The 23,849-nt window shown below is 40.1% G+C and carries 21 protein-coding genes; 4 read left to right on the forward strand and 17 right to left on the reverse strand.

The features are described from left to right. Positions 1-34: 34 nt before the first annotated feature. A complete protein-coding gene (locus A9Y75_RS30105) occupies positions 35-157 on the reverse strand; it encodes a hypothetical protein (RefSeq protein WP_269086282.1) in 123 nt (40 codons plus the stop codon). Between the two features lie 248 nt (positions 158-405). On the opposite strand from A9Y75_RS30105, the gene A9Y75_RS09775 reads away from it, so the two are divergent. After that, the gene (locus A9Y75_RS09775; protein WP_071189359.1) at positions 406-1,446 is read left to right on the forward strand and encodes an anthranilate phosphoribosyltransferase family protein; all 1,041 of its coding nucleotides are present in this window, start codon (positions 406-408) and stop codon (positions 1,444-1,446) included. Positions 1,447-1,453: 7 nt separating this feature from the next. Here the strand turns inward: A9Y75_RS09775 and A9Y75_RS09780 are convergent, their stop codons facing one another. The 6 genes from A9Y75_RS09780 to A9Y75_RS09800 all read right to left on the reverse strand — a co-directional run bounded on the left by A9Y75_RS09780 (position 1,454) and on the right by A9Y75_RS09800 (position 7,471). Beyond that, on the reverse strand, positions 1,454-2,356 hold the full coding sequence (locus A9Y75_RS09780; RefSeq protein ID WP_071189361.1) for an MBL fold metallo-hydrolase: 903 nt from the start codon (positions 2,354-2,356) through the stop codon (positions 1,454-1,456). Positions 2,357-2,367: 11 nt separating this feature from the next. Further along, positions 2,368-2,751 carry an aspartate 1-decarboxylase gene (gene panD / locus A9Y75_RS09785; protein WP_071189362.1) on the reverse strand — a complete coding sequence of 128 codons (384 nt, stop codon included), beginning with the start codon at positions 2,749-2,751 and terminating at the stop codon, positions 2,368-2,370. A 140-nt stretch (positions 2,752-2,891) separates the two neighbouring features. Continuing rightward, positions 2,892-3,404 carry an inorganic diphosphatase gene (locus tag A9Y75_RS09790; protein ID WP_071189363.1) on the reverse strand — a complete coding sequence of 171 codons (513 nt, stop codon included), beginning with the start codon at positions 3,402-3,404 and terminating at the stop codon, positions 2,892-2,894. 193 nt (positions 3,405-3,597) lie between these two features. Further along, on the reverse strand, positions 3,598-3,786 hold the full coding sequence (locus tag A9Y75_RS26360; protein WP_083389537.1) for a hypothetical protein: 189 nt from the start codon (positions 3,784-3,786) through the stop codon (positions 3,598-3,600). Positions 3,787-4,920: 1,134 nt separating this feature from the next. Continuing rightward, positions 4,921-5,892 (reverse strand): DUF362 domain-containing protein, encoded by a 972-nt coding sequence (locus A9Y75_RS09795; RefSeq protein ID WP_071189365.1) that lies wholly within the window; start codon positions 5,890-5,892, stop codon positions 4,921-4,923. 172 nt (positions 5,893-6,064) lie between these two features. Next, on the reverse strand, positions 6,065-7,471 hold the full coding sequence (locus tag A9Y75_RS09800) for an aspartate ammonia-lyase (protein WP_071189367.1): 1,407 nt from the start codon (positions 7,469-7,471) through the stop codon (positions 6,065-6,067). Positions 7,472-7,686: 215 nt separating this feature from the next. Here A9Y75_RS09800 and A9Y75_RS09805 point away from each other — a divergent pair, with 215 nt between their 5' ends. Continuing rightward, entirely contained in the window at positions 7,687-8,010 is a 324-nt protein-coding gene (locus A9Y75_RS09805; RefSeq protein ID WP_201788404.1) for a hypothetical protein, read from the forward strand. A 170-nt stretch (positions 8,011-8,180) separates the two neighbouring features. On the opposite strand, the gene A9Y75_RS09810 is transcribed toward A9Y75_RS09805, so the two are convergent. Beyond that, entirely contained in the window at positions 8,181-11,144 is a 2,964-nt protein-coding gene (locus A9Y75_RS09810) for a UPF0182 family protein (protein ID WP_071189369.1), read from the reverse strand. Between the two features lie 61 nt (positions 11,145-11,205). Here A9Y75_RS09810 and A9Y75_RS30110 point away from each other — a divergent pair, with 61 nt between their 5' ends. Further along, positions 11,206-11,337 carry a hypothetical protein gene (locus tag A9Y75_RS30110; protein ID WP_269086283.1) on the forward strand — a complete coding sequence of 44 codons (132 nt, stop codon included), beginning with the start codon at positions 11,206-11,208 and terminating at the stop codon, positions 11,335-11,337. Between the two features lie 37 nt (positions 11,338-11,374). Here A9Y75_RS30110 and A9Y75_RS09815 read toward each other — a convergent pair whose 3' ends face one another. Continuing rightward, complete coding sequence (locus A9Y75_RS09815) at positions 11,375-12,871, reverse strand: CHAT domain-containing protein (protein ID WP_071189370.1); 1,497 nt, start codon at positions 12,869-12,871, stop codon at positions 11,375-11,377. Between the two features lie 33 nt (positions 12,872-12,904). Next, positions 12,905-13,906, reverse strand: coding sequence for a hypothetical protein (locus tag A9Y75_RS09820; protein WP_071189372.1), 1,002 nt, complete (start codon positions 13,904-13,906; stop codon positions 12,905-12,907). 507 nt (positions 13,907-14,413) lie between these two features. Here A9Y75_RS09820 and A9Y75_RS09825 point away from each other — a divergent pair. Beyond that, entirely contained in the window at positions 14,414-14,839 is a 426-nt protein-coding gene (locus A9Y75_RS09825; RefSeq protein WP_071189373.1) for a cyclic nucleotide-binding domain-containing protein, read from the forward strand. A 28-nt stretch (positions 14,840-14,867) separates the two neighbouring features. Here A9Y75_RS09825 and A9Y75_RS09830 read toward each other — a convergent pair whose 3' ends face one another. The 7 genes from A9Y75_RS09830 to A9Y75_RS09860 all read right to left on the reverse strand — a co-directional run bounded on the left by A9Y75_RS09830 (position 14,868) and on the right by A9Y75_RS09860 (position 23,761). Next, positions 14,868-16,256: a cobyrinate a,c-diamide synthase gene (locus A9Y75_RS09830; RefSeq protein WP_071189375.1), complete on the reverse strand. Its 1,389-nt coding sequence runs from the start codon at positions 16,254-16,256 to the stop codon at positions 14,868-14,870. A gap of 233 nt (positions 16,257-16,489) precedes the next feature. Beyond that, positions 16,490-17,866, reverse strand: coding sequence for a glucose-6-phosphate dehydrogenase assembly protein OpcA (opcA, locus tag A9Y75_RS09835; RefSeq protein ID WP_071189377.1), 1,377 nt, complete (start codon positions 17,864-17,866; stop codon positions 16,490-16,492). Between the two features lie 110 nt (positions 17,867-17,976). Then, the gene (zwf, locus tag A9Y75_RS09840; RefSeq protein ID WP_071189378.1) at positions 17,977-19,506 is read right to left on the reverse strand and encodes a glucose-6-phosphate dehydrogenase; all 1,530 of its coding nucleotides are present in this window, start codon (positions 19,504-19,506) and stop codon (positions 17,977-17,979) included. A 240-nt stretch (positions 19,507-19,746) separates the two neighbouring features. Beyond that, the gene (gene tal / locus A9Y75_RS09845) at positions 19,747-20,892 is read right to left on the reverse strand and encodes a transaldolase (protein ID WP_071189379.1); all 1,146 of its coding nucleotides are present in this window, start codon (positions 20,890-20,892) and stop codon (positions 19,747-19,749) included. 222 nt (positions 20,893-21,114) lie between these two features. Further along, positions 21,115-22,164 (reverse strand): class 1 fructose-bisphosphatase, encoded by a 1,050-nt coding sequence (gene fbp, locus A9Y75_RS09850; RefSeq protein ID WP_071189380.1) that lies wholly within the window; start codon positions 22,162-22,164, stop codon positions 21,115-21,117. Positions 22,165-22,699: 535 nt separating this feature from the next. Then, positions 22,700-22,984: an RNA-binding protein gene (locus tag A9Y75_RS09855; RefSeq protein WP_071189382.1), complete on the reverse strand. Its 285-nt coding sequence runs from the start codon at positions 22,982-22,984 to the stop codon at positions 22,700-22,702. Positions 22,985-23,548: 564 nt separating this feature from the next. Next, positions 23,549-23,761, reverse strand: a complete 213-nt coding sequence (locus A9Y75_RS09860; RefSeq protein ID WP_071189383.1) for a hypothetical protein — start codon at positions 23,759-23,761, stop codon at positions 23,549-23,551. Between the last annotated feature and the right edge of the window lie 88 nt (positions 23,762-23,849).

Here is a 23,849-nt window from a genome sequence, read left to right on the forward strand (position 1 = left end):
GCTATTTTACGATGTTGTGTAAAAGATAAATATCTTAGAGGATATTTGAAAAGTTTTGGGCGAATATACCTTGGTTTGCTTTTAATGTGTATTCCCATGCTTCTGGACAAATTCCAGAGTAGTTATCACTGGCAAACTGTTCTAAATTAAAATTCATGATGTTGTGTGTGATTTACAATTTTTTAGTAAATAACTTATTTTAACGAAATTATTAACAAGAATTCAATACAGCGGTTTCCGCTCTTATGAAGTACATCTTAGCCCCCTCATCGCTTGCTCTTAGGGGGTTGGGGGTGGGGTTCTTGTACCTCATAACACCGGGAAGTGCTGTAACCCTTTTTTGGAGTTAGGAATCATCCAAGATTACTTTAGCTGATAAAATTAATCCCTAATGAGAATTAATCAATGACTAATATATTTAGAGAATTTATCCAAAAAGTAGGTAGTGGAAGTCATACATCCGAGAATTTAACTCGTGCTGAAGCGGCTACTGCTACAAAGATGATGCTATTAGGTGAAGCGACACCAGCCCAAATTGGCGCGTTTTTGATTGCTCACCGTATCAAACGTCCCACAGGTGAAGAGTTAGCGGGGATGTTGGATGCTTACTATGAACTTGGACCTAAGTTGCAACCAATAGCACAACCTGTGATCGTTTTAGGTATACCCTATGATGGCAGAACTCGAACTGCCCCAATTAATATTATTACGGTTTTATTATTGGCTGCTGCTGGACAATCGGTAATTATGCACGGGAGCTATCGCTTACCAACAAAATATGGTTTACCTTTAATTGAGATTTGGCAAGGTTTAGGAGTAGATTGGACTGGTTTACCACTGGAACAAATCCAGCAGGTTTTTGAGCAAACAGGAATTGGCTTTGTTTACACACCCAAGCATTTCCCTTTAAATCAAACTTTATGGGAATACCGCGATCAACTTGGTAAACGTCCACCATTAGCGACAATGGAGTTAATTTGGTGTCCCTATGCTGGTCATGCTCACATCATTGCTGGCTTTGTACACCCCCCTACAGAAGCGATGTTTCAAGTGGCTTTGGGTTTACGTGGGGTAACGCAATTTACCTTTGTCAAGGGTTTAGAAGGCAGTTGTGACTTACCGCGCGATCGCACAGCCATCATCGGATTATCTTCACTAACAACATCCCCAGAATTAGAACGGCTACACCTTGTACCTCGTGAATACGGTTTCACTACCAAAAATGTCCCCCTTACCACTACAGAAGAATTAATCAAGGATATGCAAGCCGTTTTGGCTGGACAAGCCGGTGAACTCATGCAAACAGCCTTATGGAATGGTGGTTTTTATCTATGGCGCAGCGGACTTTCTCTAGATATACAAGCAGGGATAGCCAAAGCTACAGAATTATTGAGCAGTGGAGCAGTAGCTGCTAAACTTCAAGAACTGAAGATTGAATTCAGGTGACTTGAAGTTACTTGCTCACAGGTAATACCATCCCTTCACAAGCTAGTAACACATTAGGAAATGTAGACTTCAGTTGGTCTTGAACTTGGTCAAGAAAAACATCATCGTCATCTGGATGATGGTGTGATATTACTAACCTTTGCACACCAGCAGTTTGAGCTAAATCAACGGGAGTTTTCCATAATAATTCAGCATATTCATGGTTTTTATTCGTTGGGGGAGTATAGGTAGCATTGGTAACTAGTAAATCAACACCTTGAATAAGTTGTAGAATTCGCTCTTGCTCTTCTAAATCAAGATTCTGATTTAAATCAGTCACGTAGGCCATGCTATGGTTTCCCCAATTCACCCGGTAGCCAATTGACCTCTGATTTTTATTTATTAATGCTGTTGTGATTTTGACATCACCTAACTCCACTGTATTACCTGGAGTCAAATGATGAAAAAGCAACTCCGACTGCATCACCTGTAACGGGTAAGGAAAGTGAGGTTGGAGCATCTGATCGCACAGGCATTGTTTGATTGATGCACCATTGGAGGCCGCTATACCATAAATATTAAAGCAGTTACCTGTAATAAATGCAGGGGCAAAAAAGGGAAATCCTTGGATGCGATTTGATTGGGAGTTGGTAAAAAATAAATGGGCTTTTAGAGATTCTTGCAGTAGTTGCCAAGTTTTTCCTAGAACCCGTAAGCCAGTACCTCCATCAAAAATCAAACGTTGCCCTGCTATATATATTTCAACACAAGCAGTATTACTACCATAGCGGCAGGTATGACTGTTGGGGGTAGCGATTAAACCGCGTACACCCCAGAATTTAATCCAAAACTCCCCAGCAAGGTGATTGAGCGTGGGAGTTAATTCTTCATTGACGTAGCTTTGGGAATCAGACAGCTCAAAATTTGACATTTTTCTTGAAATTAGAGCTTACTGAGCAGATCATCGTAGTTTCGCACTTCCAGCATCTGGTTTTTGTCGTCCACAATGACAACCGTAGGAGAGTAATGTTTTAACTCCTCTAGTGTAAACTGCCCGTAAGTCATTATAATCAAGCGATCGCCAATAATGCCTAAACGTGCGGCTGCTCCATTTAATTCAATCGCTCCTGAATTAGCAGTTGCAGGAATTGCGTAAGTAATAAAACGCTTACCATTAGCATTATTCACTACTTGTACTTGCTCATAAGGTAAAATACCAGCTTTATCTAAAAGTACTTCATCAATGCTGATACTACCCACGTAGTTGATATTCGCTGCCGTGAGGGTACAGTTATGAATCTTAGCCAAAAGGAGTGTGCGCTGCATTTCGGTTTGGTTTTGTCTGCAACAAGTGAGAGTGGTTTTAATCTGGTCAGTAGGGTTGTCGGCGGTTTTTTCAGTTTTGTCATGGGTAATTGATATTTATTATACCCATTACCCATCACTTATTACTCATTACCCAGCATCTATTTTTTAGCAGCTTCGATAAACTTCTCAACTAAGGGTGCAACCCTCTCTGCATCTTGCCAACCGAGTATTTCTGTCACCTTTTTTTCCAAATTTTTATAAGTGCGGAAAAATTCGGCAATTTCATCTAGACGGTGAGGAGGCAAGTCCTTCAATGATCTTACATGGGCGTAGCGTGGATCTTTGTCGGGAACACAAAGAATTTTTTCATCGCGATCGCCACCATCAATCATTTCCAAATAACCAATCGGTCTTGCAGCAATGACGCAACCAGGGAAGGTCGGTTCATCCATTATTACCATACCATCGAGCGGATCGCCATCATCCGCTAAGGTGTTGGGTATAAAGCCGTAGTCGTAAGGGTATTTTACCGAAGAAGAAAGTACCCTGTCTAAGGAAAAAGCTTGCAAGTCCTTATCAAATTCGTATTTATTTTTACTCCCGCCAGGAATTTCAATGAGAACATTGATCACACCCGGTTTCGGTTGGGCAGGAATAAGGGATAAATCCACAACAAAACTCCTTTTCTAACAGTAAATCATGGGTAAACTCAGTTTGCTTCCCCGTGTAGAATTTTAGAGCAATTGTGGATCTCTGCCCAAGCTATTCATTTTCATGCAATTTATTAGTATTTTTATACTAAATTAATGAACCATCTAGTTGCTGGACACAATATATTGATTTGGCAATGTTTTTACATTTTTTTTAATCGTCACTTCTATCCAGATAATAGGTTAGCTGTTGCTGACTATTCTGAACGTCGGGTGAGGAATAGTGAGAAATGATAAATACAGGTAGGATTAGGGTTACTAGAGCGATCGCAGTTCCCACAATGTCTGCCAAACGTTGGGAATATGTATCGGAAGAATTGGCAGACTGGCTATTTGAATTCATACAAAATTGTGGTTTGTCATATCACTTGTAGGTTCACTCTCTATAAAGAGAGTCTCAATACTATTTTAGCTATTTTTTTCGATAAACTCTGTAGCTTTAAAGAATCTCATCCAGTTTTAAAAGTGGCATACTGGGTTTTTATACATGACTTTTTTGTTACAAATAAAGTATCGAACATCTGCTACTTTATTTGATGACTAATCTTTTTAGATAGTTTCTTCATCTATGTCAGGGTTGGTTAACATTGTGATCATGGTCACTGCATTATTAATTACCTTATGCATTTAAGTTGATGTTTAATAAACCGAGTTAATTGGGATGATATTTTTTGAATATAACATCTGTAAAGGCTTTTGGTAAGGGTATTTACGCCGTTTTTATTGGGTTTGATACACTTTTTCTTTAGCTAAATCCACGTAAAAAATTTTTAGTATTGTCAATTGCTCAACTATAGATACACAGAAAGATCCCAGCATTCCGGACAATCAAAGTCATAATATTCTTTCAACAAAATAGTTCCATCACCCAATCACATTTACTGTGAAGCTGTTTCGCGGCTTTTATTAAGTGATTGTTACCAAAAGTATTTCCGGATTTAAATTTTTTAGCCTAGGGATTATTACTGTTTTTTTTGTCAATCTCTATATAAGTCGATAAAGAACATCCAGATGGTAGATCTTTGCTTACAGCAAACAATTAGCAATTATGAGAAATAATCGCAGTTCCAGCTAGAGAAAGCGATTAAAAAACCGCCTTGATAATAGGGCGGTATGCTTAAGCAATCAGAGGTAATCACGGCCTACTTACAGCAGAATTCAGGAGTCAGAATTCAGGAGTCAGGAGTCAGGAGTCAGGAGTAAAACTGGCGAATGTGTCTAGGTTTCAATTTTGATTCTGTACCTCATTGATCTGCAATCTGCTGTAGTTGTTGTGTAGATGGTTATAGTTAAGCCATGACTATCCACTATCCTGATTTTCTAGAGATTAAGAGAAAATCATTTCCAGGTTAAATACAGCACTTCCCGATGTTATGAGGTACAAGAACCCCACCCCCAACCCCCTAAGAGCAAGCGATGAGGGAGCTAAGATGTACCTCATAAGAGTGGAAACCGCTGTAGTTATCCTGTTTAACTTTTATCCCTTGCCATAAGCACTCATTGGTTCTTTAATAAAGCGAATGTAAAGATGCTTAAATGTGGACTTAATCACACGAGGCATGGCAAAATCAATAGGCATTAATTTTTCTGGTAATTGCCAATCTTCTATTTGTAGTAAATCTGGGGATAAATTAGGAAAATCAATTTCACTTAATTCAGGACAAATCCCTAACCTTTGGGAAGCGGCAACAGTGGGAACTTGTGCGGGTGAAACTTTGAGAACTTCCAACATTGCCCGATCTAAGGCAAAGACATTTGTCGAAGCTGCTAAAACCTCTAATTGACGAGGTTCACCCCCACTTGGTCCATTACCTTCATGACCGATAATACCATCTAAAATAGTTAAAGTTGGGTTGATTTCTCTGGCAGTTTCTACTAACATTTCTCCGAATCTGTTAGCATCTTTGCCAGCTTCCATATGCCACCAAGCTTTCATTTTACCGGGAACGCAACCAAAAAGATTTTTTACTCCTAAAGTTAGGGTTAATTGCATATGAGATTTAACTTTGGGTAAGTTAATAATCACATCTGCTTCCATTGCTTCTTTAGATAAAAGTAGGTGGTTAAAATCTTCGTTAACAGTTTGATAACGTTTACCGTGAAATTCGACAATTGGTAAATTCAATTCTTCTAAAATTGGTAATAAGCCATTGGCTATAGCTACACCTTTGGCACTACCAAAAGCGGGACTATCTCCTAAAAATGGCTTACCACCAACTGCAATTACCATTTCGGCAACGGCGCGAACTAATTCTGGGCGGGTGGTACATTCTTTAGTAGGACGCGCACCTGTGAGTAAGTTGGGTTTGAGTAAAACGCGATCACCCCTTTTGACAAAAGCAGCCATTCCCCCTAAAGGTTCTAGCAGGGTTTCTAAGGATTCTCTTAAAGCGTCTTGTGCGTAAGATTTAGCCCGAATCAGGCTGACCGACGGTTTTGGTGTTTGCATAGGTAATAATTGCGTTATATGAAAATAATATAAACGAAATTTAATTGAGAAACCTAGTGAGAGTATTCTAATTATATAGAAATCTGAATTAATTTTTCTTGGTATGATTGCTAGAAATTACCATAAAACTTCCACTTGTGTAAGGGTTTAGCATTGCTAAACCCCTACCTTGTTATAAAGGAACGATAGCACTCATTTCTTCTAAATCTAGCACAGTGGCTAATTGCGCTTCTGTCATTAATTCTTTTTCTAGAACTATTTGACGCAGAGATTTTCCGGTTTCTAAAGATTCTTTAGCCACAGCAGCAGCATTCAAATAACCAATATGAGGATTTAAAGCGGTGACTAATGCTAAACTTCCTTCGGCATAAGCTAAACAGCGTTCTCGATTCGCGGTAATGCCTTGAATACAACTTTCAGTCAGGGCAGAAATGGTATTACCCAAAATTTCGATACTGTGAATTAAATTATAGGCAATGAGAGGCATCATCACATTTAATTCTAATTGTCCAGCTTGGGCAGCCAGTGCGATCGCACTATCATATCCCATTACCTGAAAACATACCATTGATGTCATCTCTGCCATCACCGGGTTATATTTCCCTGGCATAATTGAAGAACCAGGTTGGACTGGAGGCAGTTGAATTTCCTTAAATCCGGTTTTGGGGCCTGAATCCATTAAACGCAAGTCATGGGAGATTTTCACCAAGTCCTGGGCTAAATTCCGCAATGCACCGGAAACATTCACAAAAGCACCCATACTTTGCATAGCAGCCATTAAATGGGGTGCAGGTTCTAGGGGAAATTCCAATAATTGCGAAAGCACTTCTACCACCCGTTGGCGATATTGTGGGTGAGTATTCATTCCCGTACCCGCAGCACTACCACCTAAACCCAACACCATCAAATCCCCCGAAGCGATATAAAGACGGTTTTGATGTTCTGTGAGAATATAAGCCCAAGCCCGGAAATTTTCACCCAAACGCACAGGTACAGCGTCTTGTAGGTGGGTTCTTCCAGATTTGACAATCTCTTGAAATTCTATAGCTTTTGCTTCCAAAGCAGATATCGCTAACTCTAAAGCTGGGTGTAAAGTTTGGGAAAGCGCCAATAAACCACCAATACGAATTGCTGTAGGGATGACATCGTTGGTAGACTGCCCATAGTTGACATGATCGTTGGGACTAACTCGTTTGTAGTTACCTTTTTCATCACCGAGAAGTTCTAAAGCACGATTTGCGAGAACTTCGTTAACGTTCATGTGGTGTGAAGTTCCCGCACCGGCTTGGTAGATATCGACAACAAACTGATCTCGTAAATTACCTGCAAGGATTTCATCAGTAGCTTGGATTATGGCTTTACTGATATCTGCCGGAATGCAATTTAGTTCAGCGTTGACAATTGCGGTAGCTTTTTTAATAAACAAACAAGCATCAACGTATGTGGGTAAAGGTTTGATCCCGCTAATAGGGAAGTTTTCGATAGCCCTTTGGGTTTGAATACCGTAATAAACATTACTGGCAATTGAGCGATCGCCCATCGAATCCCGTTCTATGCGAAAATCTGTATTGTCAGTCATAGTATTGTTTGAATCATCTCAAAATACAAATCATGCCATGTAGTTGCGCTAAAAAACTAATTTGCAACTTTTGTAAGTAGTTGGATAAGGGACTTCCAAATAAAAAAATCCCCAATTTGTAGTAACCCACCATTATCCCCTAAATTTATGGTGGGTTAGCGCAGCGTAACTCACCCTACGATTTTTGGGTAATTTATTTTTTGGTGTTCCCTAAAATGAAATTAGACTTCTTCAAACATCCTCTAAGGCAACTCAAAAAAATACAGCAGAATTCAGGAGTCAGGAGTCAGGAGTCAGGAGTCAGGAGTCAGGAGTCAGGAGTCAGGAGTCAGGAGTCAGGAGTCAGGAGTCAGGAGTCAGGAGTCAGGAGTCAGGAGTCAGGAGTCAGGAGTCAGGAGTCAGGAGTCAGGAGTCAGGAGTCAGGAGTCAGGAGTCAGGAGTCAGGAGTCAGGAGTCAGGAGTCAGGAGTCAGGAGTCAGGAGTCAGGAGTCAGGAGTCAGGAGTCAGGAGTCAGGAGTCAGACTGGCGAATGTGTCTAGGTTTCAATTTTGATTTTGTACCTCATTGATCTGCAATCTGCTGTAACCCTCTTTTGTCACTTTCCGAGTTTTCCTATTAATAAAAAGTTTTCAAGAGACGCAATATCAATTAACAGAATCAAAAACACTTTCCCTGCACCCTGCCCCCTGCCTTCTTTATTCAGAAGTCCCTAACCTGGTGGTATTCCGACTTCATCCACAGGACGAATAATTGCCGGTGCTGGTGTTAAGTCAGGCTGAAAAATTGCCTGTAAAGCCTGTTCCAAAGTTTGCGCCATGACAATCCGATTTTCATAAGCAACAACTACCCGCACCAAAGTTGGTAAACTATTTTGTGTTGCTTCTAAATAAATTGGCTCAACGTACAATAAAGATTGCTCAATGGGAACAATTAAAAGATTACCCTGAATTACACTAGAACCTTGACGATTCCATAGAGAAATTTGTTGAGAAATTACGGGATCTTGGTTAATTCTGGCTTCTATTTGCTCAGGTCCATAAATCAAGCGTTCTTTAGGAAAGTTATATAATAGCAATTTACCGTAGTTCTCGCAATCTGAACGCGCGGCTAACCAAGCAATTAAATTTGTTCTTTGTTTGGGTGTGTAGGGAATCAGCAATATAAATTCTTCAAAGGCAACATTAGGAAGGCTAGTAATTAAATAGTAAGGTTCAACTGGACGGGTTTGGGTTCCATAAATTTCATTGGGAATTTGCCATTGGTCTTCCCGATTATAAAATACTTGGGGATCGGTCATGTGGTAAATCATTAACCGTTCCGATTGAATTTTGAAGAAGTCAACCGGATAGCGGATATGACTACGAAGATTTTCAGGCATAGCTGTCAGCGGTTGGAACATTTGCGGAAAGATTTTTGACCAAGAAACAATGAGGGGATCTTTTGGTTCAGCAATGTAAAATCGCACTGTGCCATTGTAAGCATCAATGACGATTTTAACGGAGTTCCGAATATAGTTGATGCCGTCCCTACCTCTGTCAGAATAGGGATAGTGATCGCTTATTGTATAAGCATCCACTATCCAGTAAAGATAATTCTTCGCTCCTGGAAATTGTAGATTTTTATTGTCAGGATTCGCATCAGCAGCTACTAAATAAGGCTCACTGTCAAATTTCAAAAAAGGTGCAATGGCACGAATTCGTTGGTTAATATTTCGCCGGAATAATACTTTAGTTTCTGGCAAAAAATTTCGTGTGAATACCATTTGCCAGTCTTTTAAATAGGTAGCAAATAGCCAGCGTCTCCATAGAGAACCAATTCTAATTCCACCTTTGCCATCGTAAGTATTATAAACATTTTCACTGCCACTGGGATAGTCTAATTCTTTGACTTTCGTGCCAGTCATGACATGAGTGTTAGTAATTTCACCGTAATAAATTCGTGGTTCTTTAATAGGAATGCTTTCCCGAATGGCTTCACTAGAAGTAGTCAATGCACTACCATTACTGCTAATATCTTTAACAAAATACTCTGGTAAACCACCAGGAGCAACTTTATTAACGGGACTCATAGTAAAGCCGTAACCATGAGTGTAAATTAAATTGCGGTTTACCCATGTCTGAGCTTGTTGTGGTACGGCATTATAGTCTAATTCCCTGGCGGCAATTAATACCTGCTGTTTTTCTGTTGATTGTGATTGAGTTGTGATTTGGTAGCGATCAATATCGGCATCAGGAAACTGATAATAGGGACGAATTTGTTGTAATTGACGGTTAGTTTTTAAAAGTGGTTCTTGATCCCAAAGACGGATATTGCGAATTGTGAGATCATTGGCTTTGAGATCAGCTTGAGTTAATTTTCCTTGGGGGTTAAAGGTTTGAGAATTAATTACTTCTAAATTGAATGCTTGACGAGTTAGAGCAATAGTACGCTGTATGTAAGGTTGCTCTCGCTGTAATTCATTGGGCTGAACGATTAAATTCTGCACAACCGCAGGTACAATAAAATCACTGATTACGATTAAGCCTAGATAAACGCCTAACCCGTAAATTATCCAGCGATGATGCCGAGATTTGGATTTCCAGAATAAAGTTTGCCATAACAGGTAAAATGCGATCGCTACAGCTAAAACACATAACATGGTTTCAGTGGGCAACTGTATCTTAGCATCGGTATAACTAGCGCCAAAACTCACACCACGGGGAGAATAAACGAGTTTATAGCGACTCAGCCAATAACTAAAAGCTACTACCAACATCAAACAGCCACCCAAGCCGAATAAATGACGTTTTTGTGGTGGTGAAAAGCCAGAAAAAACACCTTGACTGAGGCTATCTCCTGATAAAAGATAGGTGAGAATAACGGCAATAAAACCATATAAACATAAACCAACCAGCCAAAATGCCAATAGTTCCCAGACTGGGAGGTAAAAAATATAAAAGCCGATATCCTTACCCAATAAAGGTTCTGTGCTGTTGAAGGGTGTGGAGTGGGAATAGAGGACTATCTTTTCCCAATTGTGAGACAGCACCCAGCCAAAAACGAGACTGAGGATAACTGCGATCGCTCTGAGGCAAAATTGAGAATATACTAAAAGTGCGATCGCTATTACCAAAGCTAAGACGAAATACCAAGCTTGTGAAATAACCCTGTTGGCTAAGTTCCAAATTGTCTCCAATTGAAATAAAGGGGGAAGTAGACTAACTTGATTAACCTCCCTATACCAATAAGTTAGGGGAATTTCCCCATAATGCACCACAATGAACCCCACCAAAAAACTTAGTCCTAAACTCAAAGGAAGTAGCCAGTGTAATCTAATTTGTCTTTTTCCTAGATCAATTTTGGCGATTTCATTAACTTTGGCATACTGAGGACTGAGAAAGTTGGTTAGTTCCCTACCAAATTGTTTTTCCTCACTTCTAGCTGGCTCAATCTTCAGAAACTGGGGATATTTCAGTCGATTTGCTACTGCGAGATTTCCTAAAAGATAGGCAAAACTAATGCCAACAACTCCCACCCATAAAGCACTCTGAGTTATTAAGCGCAGCAGAAATGTTTGCAAATAGCCAACTTCCTGAAACCAAAAAATTTCCACTCCCAAATGGGAAGTTAAACCCAATATTAACAACAGCCCTAGGCATACTATAAAAACTCTCAAGCACCATTTCCAGAACATTCCTTTTACACCCCTGTTCCCTGCTGTAACTGTTAACAAATTCCGTGGGTTTAAATACCTGTTGCAAACCGCTGTAATTACGAATTACGTATCCCTAACGGAACCGGAGGCACTATTACGAATTATAGCAGGAGTCAGGAGTCAGGAGTCAGGAGTAAACCCCTTTTGTAGTAAGAGTTTCATTATCAATTGATGTCCTAACCACCCTGTCTACGGCTATACGAATTATTTTAATTCCAGTTACCAATCATAGTGAAAGCAGACCAAAAATAAGGATGGGATAAATCGATCTTACCTAAATTAGACAGTTCTGGAGGTAGAGAAATGCGCTTTTCTGGAGATAGATATAATTGTTCATCGGCTATGCGAACTTCGCCCTTCAGCATGGCTAACTGAGCTTGTCTGAGAGACTCAGAGCGCAAGGAAGTCATCTTTAACTGCTCGTAAAATTTAGTCATCAGTGCCAGAGAACCTTGATCACTCACATACCAGAGACTACCTAATACCGATTTTACACCTGCTTGCACTGCTAAACCAGAAAATCCTAATTCGACTTCTTGACTACCCAAGGCAGTTCTACAGGCACTCAAAACTAACATTTCTACCTTAGGATTTTTACTCCACTTTAATTCTTGAGATAATTCTTTCAACTGTTGTAAATGAATTTTTTCATTCCAAAGTTGAATATAAGAATTACTAATTTTTCCCGGTTTAAAATCACCATGAGTTGCTAAGTGAATAATCCCATAATTCTGTTTACTACCAAAAGCTTTGAGATTATTTATTGTAGATGCTTCATTCAAAAATACTTGAGCCTGACTTTGCCAAATTTGTTTACTTACGGCATCTATTTCTATAGGCACAGACGGTAAAGGATCTTGTCCTTCTGTACTTTGTGATATCCCCATAGCCAGGATATCCGAATTGACGATAGGAACATAACGAGTATCTGTGAGGCTAAAACTAGGAATAATACCAATACTATATTTTTCAATCAAGAATTGTTTGCCATCATGAAAAGCAGCAATGGGGATAGTTCGCAAGCCGCTATCCAGAGAAAAGATTAAGGTATTGATTTTATTGGCTTTTAAGGCTGGTTCCAGAGGCTCAATTATCCACTTATAGAGTTGTTGAGCGCTTGCTAGGTAATCGTTGCGTCTATTATTAGTAATTTTAGATCTAAACTCTTTAGCAACTTTTTGGAGATTGCTGTTTTTAGCTTCTTGGATATCTTGACGGAAAATTTGAGGTGGAGATGCCGGAATTTGTGTTGTAAATTTTAAGCTTTTATAATTGCTAGAAATATTGTTTTGGTTTCCACTTGGTGGGATCATGATTAAGCTCAATTTGTCTTTTAGCGCAGCTACATAAATAACGGCGGCGTTTCGCTTTGTTTTTTTAGCAAGCAGAGCTAAATTGTTAGCAATTCCTTCCGCTGAAGTAATATCTCCAAAAAAGTTAGTATCTAAGTATGTACCAAATTGGAAAGCTTGTAATTCTTCAAACTGTGTCACCGCTTCTTCTGGTGTTGCGGTTGAAAAATTCTGATCAAATTGGTTCCGATCTACGATAGTATCCGTGGTTGTATTATTAGATTTAACAACCTCTGTCGGGTCAGGATTAGTAATATCGGACTGATTTCCAGATTGGGCTTGAACAGATTTAAATAAACTGAGAATTAAAATAACTGACAAAAAAATTGACAAGAATGAACGATTAAATTTCATCAATCTGATCCTAAATTATTGATGTAAATTACGCTAAAAAGAAAGACTATAACCGATACCTAATATAAAGCGGCTGCCATCACCTGCATTGCCAGTAATATCGCTAATTCCTGGTGTTATTACTAAAGGAATTTTATTAAATGGAGTTACAGATAAACCAAAGCCTAAATCTTGTCCTGACCATTCAAAGATTGCACTTACTGGTTGTGCAACTTGCATCGCTAGACTACCAAAAACACCAACTGAATCAATTTTTTTGTTAATATCCGATTCTGAACGAAACTGTCCACCCCCCACACCAGCGGATACATAAAAGCGGCTAAAAGGTTTACTATCACTATCTTGTAAAGGAAACATTTTAGTAACTACACCGTAACCAGATGTACCTCCATCAGTGTCACCAAAAGTCGCGAAATTCTTCACACCGACAGCCACAGCTATATTATTTGGCAGTCGGCGATGTAATTTTAAACTCATGCTTCCATCTTGGAAAGAATCTAGATCAACAATACCTAAATTTACATCTAAACCAACGGATTTATTAGCATCACCTAAGCCTATACCAACTCCTAAAACTCCATCTGCTTTGTCAGTAAAGCGAGCGCGAGATTGTAATCCTACCGCAATAGAAGCTCTCCCCCAAGATTTACCATAAGCCGATGGTGTGAGCATAGTAATACTAGGAGATGAAAGCGGCCGCGCTTTATTATTTTCTAATACTAAAGGTAACTTTTGCGGTTTAAAAGGCTTTTGCGCTGGGTCGCTAGGTTCTGTTTTTAAATGATTACCATCCTCTTGATTAGCATTTTGATCAATGTTGATTTCAGGAGCCTGAGTTAAGTAATCAGATGGTATTGGTATAGCTGTGGGAGTGATTGGAGTTACAATTTCTGGTTCTATATTTCCTATAGTTGGAAATTTTTGTATAGGACTTAGAACTGTAACTTGATTAGGAGTAAATTTATCCTCATAAATAATTTGGCTATGTACCTTGTTATAAATTTCTATGTGGGAATAATTCTCTATAAAATACATAATCTTACCCGATGTGAGTGAGTGGAGATGCTAAAGTTTCATAAGTCTCAAATGGGGATATTCTGTCGTGTCCGGTTATTCGCTTTACCGTATTTAAATTTATAGTTATCATTAGTGGCTAACACCGAAACGTTGTAACACGGAGAGTTTTTTTGATAAACAATTAGCGGGATTTGATATCAACACCCTTTATTTAAATACCCCACAGTGATAATTATTATATCAATACTCCAGCCAGTTTTATGACTAAGGTAAAAAGAAAGTTACTTATTAATAAGGGTTTAGGGATCAGTTTTCTGTCAATGGCGAAGATTGAGTGATAAGCTTCTCAAGGAAATATAGAAGTGTTCATGATCATCACTTACTTACTCAGTAACTGGTATAATATTTCCTATAGCCAATATCTGTCCTCAAGAGGCTAAGTCAAAATCCTTGTTAATATGGCTAATCGCCTTCTCACTTCAGGTTTGAGACTTGTGAAGACTGTTTTATTAGAAACTAGTAATTATGCTCACTAGCGTTGATCGATTGTTATTTGTCCGGCGCGTCCCTATTTTTAACGAATTGCGAGATGATTTTGTGGTTAGGCTGGCTTCAGTGATGAATGAACTATCATATCCTGCTAATTACAGTATCTTTAAACAGGGTGAAGAAGGGCGATCGCTTTATATTGTTGTATCAGGTAAAGTCAAAGTCCATATTGGCGAAACAAAATTAGCAGAAGTTGAGCAAGGGAAATACTTCGGGGAAATGGCTGTATTTGATACTCAACCCCGTTCAGCCACGGCTACGACTTTAGATCCTTGTGAATGTTTAGAACTCACCCAAGAGCAACTTTATGATGCGATTGAAGAAACTCCAGAAATTGCGGTAAATATTATTCGTGAACTATCGCGGATAATTCGCCGACTGAATGAAAGTATTAATCATTAGTCATTGGTCATTGGTCATTGGTCATTGGTTATTTGTTTTTAGTCGTACTAAATTTTAGAGCTTGTTGCAGAAACCTGTGGGGAATTTCTACACTTTCTCCCCAATGTTGATGAATGTAGGACGCATGAACATTAGGTAAATTCCAACCTTCAAATCCTGTATTTTCTTCACAATCATAACGATAAGTATCAAATAAAGGTTGTTGAGGATTAGTAATTAAATGAGAACGATGAAACTCATGTCCATAAATATCTGTTCCTGTATCGAATAAGAAACTATTTTGTAAAGCTATCCCATGACGATATCCTAAAGTTAACTTTTTATCCATTTGTGCCGATGTTGGTAAAATTCCCACCATTGACCAAGATTTATCTTCAAAATCAATAATATTTTCACATAAATACATCAATCCCCCACATTCAGCAATTGTTGGTATTCCTGCTAGAATAGCCTTTTTTACTTCTTTAATAACGCTGGTGTTTGCTGCTAATTGTTGTGCAAATACTTCGGGAAATCCACCACCAAAATACAGTCCTTGGATATTTTTTGGGAATTCTGTATTTTCTAAAGGACTCCAAAAAACCAATTCTGCACCTAATTGTTGGAGTAAATCTAAATTATCTTGATAGTAAAAATTAAAAGCTTGATCTCGTGCTACGGCAATTTTTAGGGGAGATGGGAAGATGGGAAGATGGGGAGATGGGGAGATGGGAAGATGAGGAGATTTCAAAAGGGGTAGTAGCTGATCCCAATCAAAGCAAGTATCGCCTAAATCTGCCAAGCGATTGACTATATCATTCAATTCTGGTAATTCAGAAGTGGGTACTAAACCAAGATGACGGTCGGGTATAGTGATGTTATCTTGTCTTCGTAAAACGCCGAGAATCGGTAATTGTAGGGGTTTTAGAGAATCTTTGAGGAGGGATAAATGGCGATCGCTCCCCACCCGATTCAAGACTAACCCAGCGATTTTAATTCTACTATCCAAAGCACAATAACCATGTGCGATCGCAGCCACAGAACCAGACAACCGACTACAATCAATCACCAAAATCACAGGTATGTCTAATAACCGTGCAACGTGCGCGGTACTCGCAAAATCAGTTGGTAATTGATTTTCTTCCCCAGTCCCCTTCACCCCATCAAATAAACCCATTACCCCCTCAACTAGAGCATATTCACACCTGGGGGAATGACGATGAAAACATTCTTTTACATAACTTTCCGAAGTCAGAACAGCGTCTAAATTCCGACAAGGAAAACCAGTAACATATTGATGAAACATCGGATCAATGTAGTCTGGCCCCACTTTAAAAGATTGTACCTTTGCACCACGACGACACAAAGACGCTAAAAGGGTAAGTGTCACAGTTGTCTTACCCACCCCGCTACGTTCTCCAGCAATAATTATAGACATTGGTAATTAAAATTATTTCATTCACATTTTTACTATAAACGCCAATTATCTAGTTTTAGCGAATAACCTAAATTCTGAATTCTTTGATAATGAATTAAACCCTTTCATTTACCAAAAAATCCTTCATTCCGTGAAATCCTTAAATCTGTTAAATCAGTGATAAAAAATACCCCCTTACATCACAGCAAGAGGGTAAAAAAGTGAGGAATAAATTCCCAATTACAAATTATCAATTAGCGATTCTCCAACTTCAAAGTTGTCGCTATCACCGCCAAACTTTCTTCAAAAAGTGCCTCACGACCCCAGCGTTGTACCTGTTGACTCAACAACACTTCTGCCTTTTGTTCCGAAAGAGAACTTACCTGTTGAAACAAACCAGCAGACTGAGCGCCACCGTGAGTTTCCATCCGCATACAACCACCCGTTTCCGAGCAAATTAAAGTTCCGCAATTAGCTTGAGGATTAGTAGAACTCAAGCGCAAAGCAATCAAATCACCAACAATCTCACCAATATCAGCAATGGGAACACCTGCTAATTCTGCTTCTATTTGTTTTTGGTCTTGAGCCAAAAAACGAACGCGAGTGATATCATAATCACCGCTTTCCTTTGAATAAGAAACAGCCTGCCATTCCAACCGACTGGCCAACCAACCCAAAAACAGCAAAGCTTGAGCAGGGTTGCCTTTTTCGTAATCAATAGTTACACGGTCAATTTCTCTCAAACCAACACGACGCTGAGGTGCATCATAAGCTTCAGCAGTTAACTCTTGCCATGCAGCCAAACGCCGCCAGTTCAAATCAGCCAGAGGTACACCTGTTTCTACCAATTCTTGCAAAGTCAATAAATCATCTTCTGGAGTATTAAAGTTGCAAGAATCAACAATCACATTATTACAAACTGCCGCTAACCTTTTGAACAAAGGGTTATGAGCATCTGGTGTAGCCTTCCACCACAAAAACTTAGGCAAACCACCAATTAACAAAGCGGGAATCATGCCTCCAACTCTTTCCAAAGCTGCCACTGTCCCTGTGAGAGTAATGTATTCACAGCAAACTAGTGTACTGGAAGATTGCTTTTGAATTGGACAATAGGCGGAAACTTGCGCCTTTACCCCTTCATCTTCCCCAGCAATGGGACACAAAGCAATAATGCGGCAAGGGTTACGGAGCGCAATTTCATCAGCAATAGTAGGACTAGTGGCGCTGAAAGTATAGCCCATAGCCGCGCCATGATTATCTCCCTGTGGTCCACTGTGCTGCTTTTTGAAGTATTCTTCCCGTAAAACCGTGAGAGTTTCTGGTGTGGAAGTACCAGTTTCTGCTAAGTCATGTTTTTTTTGTACTTCCCGCAATGCTGCGTCTGTTTGTGGCCCCAAAATACCATCGATGGGACCGTTATAAAAGCCTGTTGCAGCTAACAAATACTGGGTTTCTTCTGGTTCATAAACAACTAAAGTAAATGTCGTAGCGCGGGTTGCAGCAGGTAGTCCACCGTCCTCGCCGGTGATACCATAACTTTGCCAGATTTGAGTTAATTCCGCTTCTATTTCTGTGAGCGAAACATCCTTGGGTGCTTGTAGTGAAAAAATCGTCGGAGCTTGGGTAGCCATAGTCTATTTTGGATTTTGTCAGTTATCAGTGGTTATTTGTCAGTTGTAATTAGTCATTAAGTCATCTACTTTTACTAATGACCAATGACTAATGACTAATGACTTTATTCTTAGAGTCTGCGCCAGCGACGACCATCTTGGTTGATCAAGAATTCTGCTTCTGCTGGCTCCCAAGTACCTGCTTCGTACTGAGGAATAGTTGTAGGATCTGCGGGTGCGTCCCAGACGGAAAGTGCTGGTGTGACTACTTGCCAAGCTGCTTCCACTTCATCTGCCCGTGTGAAGAGTGTTTGGTCGCCCATCATACAATCGAGGAACAGGCGGTCATAGGCATCAGAAGTAGCTTGGATACCAAAGGAACCATAACTAAAGTCCATATCAACGGCACGAGTGCGGAATTCTGCCCCTGGCATTTTCACATCAAAGCGCAGGGAAATTCCTTCATTCGGCTGAATTCGCATTGTCAAAATGTTGGCGTTTGTCTGTTGGGCGGCAGAGGTAAACATTTTGGAAGGAACTTCGCGGAAGTGAATGGCAATTTCGCTCACCTTTTTCGGCATCCGCTTTCCTGTTCTCAGGTAGAAAGGAACACCTTTCCAGCGCCAGTTATCCACCATGAACTTCATCGCTACATAGGTGGGTGTTGTTGAGTTGGGATCAACTCCCGGTTCTCCCCGATACCCAGCTACTGGTTGTCCTTTCATCCAGCCGGCGCTATACTGCCCACGAATTGCCGAACGTGAGAGATTATGAATATCAGCTAGACGAGTAGCCTGTAGTACTTTAACTTTTTCTGTGCGAATACTATCAGCATCCATTGCGTTGGGTGCTTCCATTGCTGTTAAGCAATAAAGTTGCATCAGGTGGTTTTGCAACATATCCCGCAGTGCACCGGCGCTTTCATAATAACCAGCCCGGTCTTCAACGCCGACTGTTTCCGCGACGGTAATTTGTACGTGGTCAACAAATTGTCGATTCCACAAGGGTTCAAAAATGGCGTTAGCAAAACGGAACACCAGTAAGTTTTGAACTGTTTCTTTACCCAAGTAGTGGTCAATGCGGTAGACTTGGTTTTCTTTACAATATTTCTGCACTATTTGGTTCAGACTTTGGGCAGAGGATAAATCCCGACCAAAGGGTTTTTCAATTACCAGTCGATGTTTGTAAGGATCGTCTAGCATTCCTCCTCCCCCTAGCTGTTTGATAGCTTCAGGGAAGAAGTTGGGGGCAACGGAAAGGTAGAACATTCGGTTTCCCCTTGTTCCCCGTTTCTCGTCTAATTCACTTAATAAGGTTTTCAGTTTTTGGTAACTTTCCGGGTCGTCTATATTCCCAGGACAGTAGAATAAACCTTGAGAAAAGTCTTGCCACAGTTCCCCTAGTTCGACACTACTATGAGCTTCTTCCATGCCCTTCTGCATTTGCTCACGGAAGTATTCATGGCTCCATTCTCGACGTGCTACACCGACAATGGTGGTTTCTGGAGGAATACGTCTTTCTCTCCGCAATTTGTACAGTGCTGGTACTAGTTTGCGCCAGGTAAGATCCCCGGAAGCGCCAAAGATAACTATAATTTGGGGTTCGGGCATCCCTTGCTGTTGTAGACCAACGCGTAGGGGATTTTCTAGCAGACTGACCATAGAATTTTAGATTTTGGATTTTGGATTTTAGATTTAGGGACAGGTGACAGGTGACAGGTGACAGGTGACAGGTAACAGGTAACAGGTGACAGGTAATTCCTCCCCATCTCCCCATCTCCCCATCTTCCCATCTCCCCATCTCCCCATCTCCCCATCTCTCTATTCTCTATACTGGTGTGGTCTTGAGCCAAAAAACGAACGCGAGTGATATCATAATCACCGCTTTCCTTTGACTATTCTCTATACTGGTGACAATAGCTTGATTTTGCCTTCTAAAGAGTTCATTAGTGACTGGAAGGGCTGGACAAATTTGTCAATACCTTCAACGAGTAGTTCGTCCATAACGGTATTGATGTCAATGTTGATGTCCGCTTCTTTCAAGCTTTCGATGAGATTGTAAGCCTCGTCTACGCCTGTTTCCAGACGATTGGCAACATCACAATGATCGGCACAAGCTTTAATTGTGGCTGGTGGTAAGGTGTTAACGGTGTCTTTGCCAATCAGTTCGTTGACATACATCACATCGTTGTAACTGGGGTCTTTGGTGCTGGTGCTGGCCCACAATAAACGCTGTACTTTTGCGCCTTTTGCTACTAAGGCTTGCCAAGCATCAGTGCTGGTGATTTTTTTGTATTCTTGGTAGGCTATCTTGGCATTAGCGATCGCAATTTTCCCTTTGATAGCTCGCAGTCTCGCTTCATGGTTGATGTCATCAACGCCTCGCTGCAATTTAGCATCTATCTTACTGTCGATATTGCTATCAATCCGGCTGAGGAAAAAACTGGCTACAGAAGCAATTTTGCTAATATCCCTACCTTCACTCACCCGTTTTTCTAAGCCCCGAATATACGCCCAAGCTGCATTAATGTAACTTTGGACTGCAAACAACAACGTCACGTTGACGTTAATTCCTTCAGCTATTGCTTGTTCTACCGCTGGTAAACCTGCCTGGGTTCCAGGAATTTTAATCATCACATTTTCTCGCCCAATTTCCTGGAAATATCGACGAGCTTCAGCTATGGTGGCTTGGGTATCATGAGCTATAGTTGGTGGGACTTCTATACTCACATAACCATCTAGACCATTCGTGGCTTCATAAACAGGACGCAAAATATCACAAGCATTACGGATATCTGCAAAAACTAGGAATTCATAAATTTTGTATGTCGCTAAACCCTCACGAATTCCAACTTCAATATCGGCATCATAAATGGCATTACCAGTAATTGCTTTTTCAAAGATGGCTGGGTTGGAGGTAATACCAGAGATTCCTTGATTTTTCACCAAGTTTTCGAGTTCCCCTGATTGAATAATGTCACGGCTCAAATTATCCATCCAGATACTTTGACCGTATTGTTCAATCTCTAATAAATGATTGGTTGCCATAGCTATTTTTTAACTCCAATTCACAGTGTTTTTTGGTGAATTTGAAAAAGTTACTCAGTTGATGGTGGTTTTTGTATTTGACATCAACCAACTGAGACATCAACCAACTGAGATGAATCTTTAAATTCACATACAAACATTGCTAGTGCTGCATTCCCATCCCCAATTGCCAATCTTCAGCTTCATTACTGGCAAAAGTTAGACGCTTTTTTTCAACTTCGTCTAATGACCGTTTTGAATAAAAGACTCGACTTTAGCTACATCGTTTTTACTACCAATAATCAGAGGTGTGCGTTGATGTAGTTTTTTGGGAACTACATCTAAAATATCCACTAATCCTGTAGTTGCTTTACCCCCAGCTTGTTCAATCACAAATGCTAAAGGTGCAGATTCATAAAGTAGGCGCAATTTACCTTCTGGTTTTTGCAGTGTGCCTGGATAGAGAAACACACCACCTTGAACTAAAATTCTATGTATATCACTCACCATTGCGCCACTATAACGAGCGGTATAACCTTCAGTGCGATGAACATAGCGAATGTATTCCCTAATGGATTCATCCCACTGCCAGAAGTTACCTTCATTAACGCTGTAAACGGAACCGTGGTCAGGAATCTTGATATTTTCTTGTGTGAGAATAAACTCCCCTAAGCTGGGATCAAGGGTAAAGGAATGAACGCCTTTACCTATAGTATAGACCAGCATCGTGCAGGGTCCGTACAGTATGTATCCAGCGGCAATTTGCTTGTGTCCGTTGGTCAATAGGTCAGTAGCTTTACCATCGCTATCGTCTCCTTCTTGTTGACGGATGGAGAAAATCGAACCTAAGCTGAGATTAGTATCTGTGTTAGATGAACCATCTATTGGGTCATAGAGCAAGGTATAACGACCAACGGGGCAGTTTTCGGGGATATAGTAGGGATTTTCCATTTCCTCGGAAGCTAGGCGACAAACTAAGCCGCTTTGCTTAAACACTGAGATAAATACGTCGTTAGCGTAAACATCCAAATTTTTGACAGATTCTCCCTGGACGTTAACTTCTCCAGTAAATCCTAGAACGCCTTCCATTAAGCCGGCATTGCTCATGCGACGCGCCACTAGTTTACCAGCCAAAGCGATGCGATTCATCAGCGCACTTAAATCCTGAGCGTCTGCTGAAAAACTTTGCAATTGCTGGAGTACATGACGCGATAAGGTTGTACAATCACGATCTAGGGCTTTGTCTGTAGCGTAGTTGATTGACAAATCTAAAGATTCTGAGGCTTGAGCCATTTTTGTTACTCTCTAGCTTTTTGCTGTTGGGTTGGTTTCACTAATGGCAACTTTTGGTTGCTGCTTCTATCTTAGAAAGGTATTTTGATAACTAAAGATTGTTTTTAGATAAACTACAGAATTGAAATTTTGGGCTGCTTTTTCAGATTTAAGATCCCCTTAAGATTTTAAGATCCCCGACTTCTTTAAGAAGTCGGGGATCTGTTCTGTGGTTTTACGTGTTTTCTCTAACTAACCAATTTATTTCTTAGTAATTATAGACACTGTATAAAAACTGTTTTATTATATGTATCAGGTATTTAACTCAACTGCTGGACTAGCAACACTAGGCATTTGTTTTGGTGCGGCTAAACTACGTAGAAAGCATCTTGCTAAAAAACTCGTGGTGAGTTGAGACAATGGTGGGGTAGGGGTAAAGTACAATGCTAAACCCCTACGTATTGAATCAAATCGAAAAAAGCTGTTTTGAAAAAAATATTACCCTTTTCTAATAATCTGTTATGGTTTCAAACGAGCTTGGTTAAAAATCTTGTTTTTATCCCCAACTACCACGTCGGTTATCATCTCTTCTGTTATCCTCTCGTGGTTTTGCTTTATTAACTCTCAGTTGACGACCCATCCACTCTGCACCATCTAATTCGGTGACAGCTTTGTCTTCTTGAGCATCTTCCATCATATCAACAAAAGCAAAGCCTCGCAGCCTTCCGGTTTCGCGGTCAGTAGGTAAGACAACTCTTTTGACTTCACCATAATCTGCAAACACGGATTTTAAGTCTGCTTCAGTTGCTTGGTAAGAGAGATTTCCAACGTAAATAGTCATGTGGGTCACGTAATTTTCAATAAAAAGCGATTAGTTCACCTAGAAAACAGAACTACGCAAATTGCAAGCATTGCATAGTCTCCTCTGATTTATGGACAGCGAAAGTTGAATGATATTAACCATAACTTCATCTGTCATCAGACTGAATATACGCATACGTTTATTATCATAACTGATTATGACATTTTCCTAAAGAGAAGATTTTACAAAAAATCATAATATAAAATTATCTTCTTTTATGTATTGCATAATTGAACAAAATTGATTGCAAATGGTGATTTGCTCGATTAAAAATCAAGATAAATACAGCGGTTTCCGCTCTTATGAAGTACATCTTAGCCCCCTCCCCGGAAGCGATGAGGGGGTTGGGGTGGGGTTCTTGTACCTCATAACACCGGGAAGTGCTGTATCAATACTTTTGCAAAATTGAAAAAGCCTTGATTCGTAGGTTGGGTTTTGTGCCTCAACCCAACCTACAAAAAAAATGGCAAAGATTATTGAAATATAATTTCGCTTTTACAGTTATTAACCGTTAACATTTAACACTTAACGGTTAAGAAAAAGTTAATCAATTGAAATTTGTTGAGGGCCAGTGGCTTTGCCATTCTGAACCCCGCAAGTAGGGGAACTGCTGGAATTAATATGTTGATCTAGCCAAGTTTTAACAGGATCATCAGCTAGGTTGAGTCGCAGCACTCCAGAGAATAACCCACCAAAAAATGAGACTGGGTGCTGGGTAGCTTGTTTAAAGATGGGTGACAATTCATCAGTGAACATTTAAATGTCTCCAAGTATTGGCGTAAAAATTACTATTTCTTAATCAATCGTAACTCGGAAAGCAATTTCGGGGTGATCATGGGTAATG

Origin of the sequence: Trichormus sp. NMC-1 (assembly GCF_001858025.1) — a bacterium.
Lineage (GTDB): Bacteria > Cyanobacteriota > Cyanobacteriia > Cyanobacteriales > Nostocaceae > Anabaena.

Coding starts and splice junctions, on each gene's coding strand:
- A9Y75_RS09780 (WP_071189361.1), bottom strand. CDS start 2,356: ATGTCAAATTTTGAGCTGTCTGATTCCCAAAGCTACGTCAATGAAGAA.
- zwf (WP_071189378.1), bottom strand. CDS start 19,506: ATGGTCAGTCTGCTAGAAAATCCCCTACGCGTTGGTCTACAACAGCAA.
- A9Y75_RS09855 (WP_071189382.1), bottom strand. CDS start 22,984: ATGACTATTTACGTTGGAAATCTCTCTTACCAAGCAACTGAAGCAGAC.
- panD (WP_071189362.1), bottom strand. CDS start 2,751: ATGCAGCGCACACTCCTTTTGGCTAAGATTCATAACTGTACCCTCACG.
- A9Y75_RS09805 (WP_201788404.1), top strand. CDS start 7,687: ATGAAATTAGACTTCTTCAAACATCCTCTAAGGCAACTCAAAAAAATA.
- A9Y75_RS09810 (WP_071189369.1), bottom strand. CDS start 11,144: ATGTTCTGGAAATGGTGCTTGAGAGTTTTTATAGTATGCCTAGGGCTG.
- A9Y75_RS09825 (WP_071189373.1), top strand. CDS start 14,414: ATGCTCACTAGCGTTGATCGATTGTTATTTGTCCGGCGCGTCCCTATT.
- A9Y75_RS09815 (WP_071189370.1), bottom strand. CDS start 12,871: ATGAAATTTAATCGTTCATTCTTGTCAATTTTTTTGTCAGTTATTTTA.
- A9Y75_RS26360 (WP_083389537.1), bottom strand. CDS start 3,786: ATGAATTCAAATAGCCAGTCTGCCAATTCTTCCGATACATATTCCCAA.
- A9Y75_RS09795 (WP_071189365.1), bottom strand. CDS start 5,892: ATGCAAACACCAAAACCGTCGGTCAGCCTGATTCGGGCTAAATCTTAC.
- A9Y75_RS30105 (WP_269086282.1), bottom strand. CDS start 157: ATGAATTTTAATTTAGAACAGTTTGCCAGTGATAACTACTCTGGAATT.
- A9Y75_RS09830 (WP_071189375.1), bottom strand. CDS start 16,256: ATGTCTATAATTATTGCTGGAGAACGTAGCGGGGTGGGTAAGACAACT.
- tal (WP_071189379.1), bottom strand. CDS start 20,892: ATGGCAACCAATCATTTATTAGAGATTGAACAATACGGTCAAAGTATC.
- A9Y75_RS09860 (WP_071189383.1), bottom strand. CDS start 23,761: ATGTTCACTGATGAATTGTCACCCATCTTTAAACAAGCTACCCAGCAC.
- opcA (WP_071189377.1), bottom strand. CDS start 17,866: ATGGCTACCCAAGCTCCGACGATTTTTTCACTACAAGCACCCAAGGAT.
- fbp (WP_071189380.1), bottom strand. CDS start 22,164: ATGGCTCAAGCCTCAGAATCTTTAGATTTGTCAATCAACTACGCTACA.
- A9Y75_RS09820 (WP_071189372.1), bottom strand. CDS start 13,906: ATGTATTTTATAGAGAATTATTCCCACATAGAAATTTATAACAAGGTA.
- A9Y75_RS09775 (WP_071189359.1), top strand. CDS start 406: ATGACTAATATATTTAGAGAATTTATCCAAAAAGTAGGTAGTGGAAGT.
- A9Y75_RS09800 (WP_071189367.1), bottom strand. CDS start 7,471: ATGACTGACAATACAGATTTTCGCATAGAACGGGATTCGATGGGCGAT.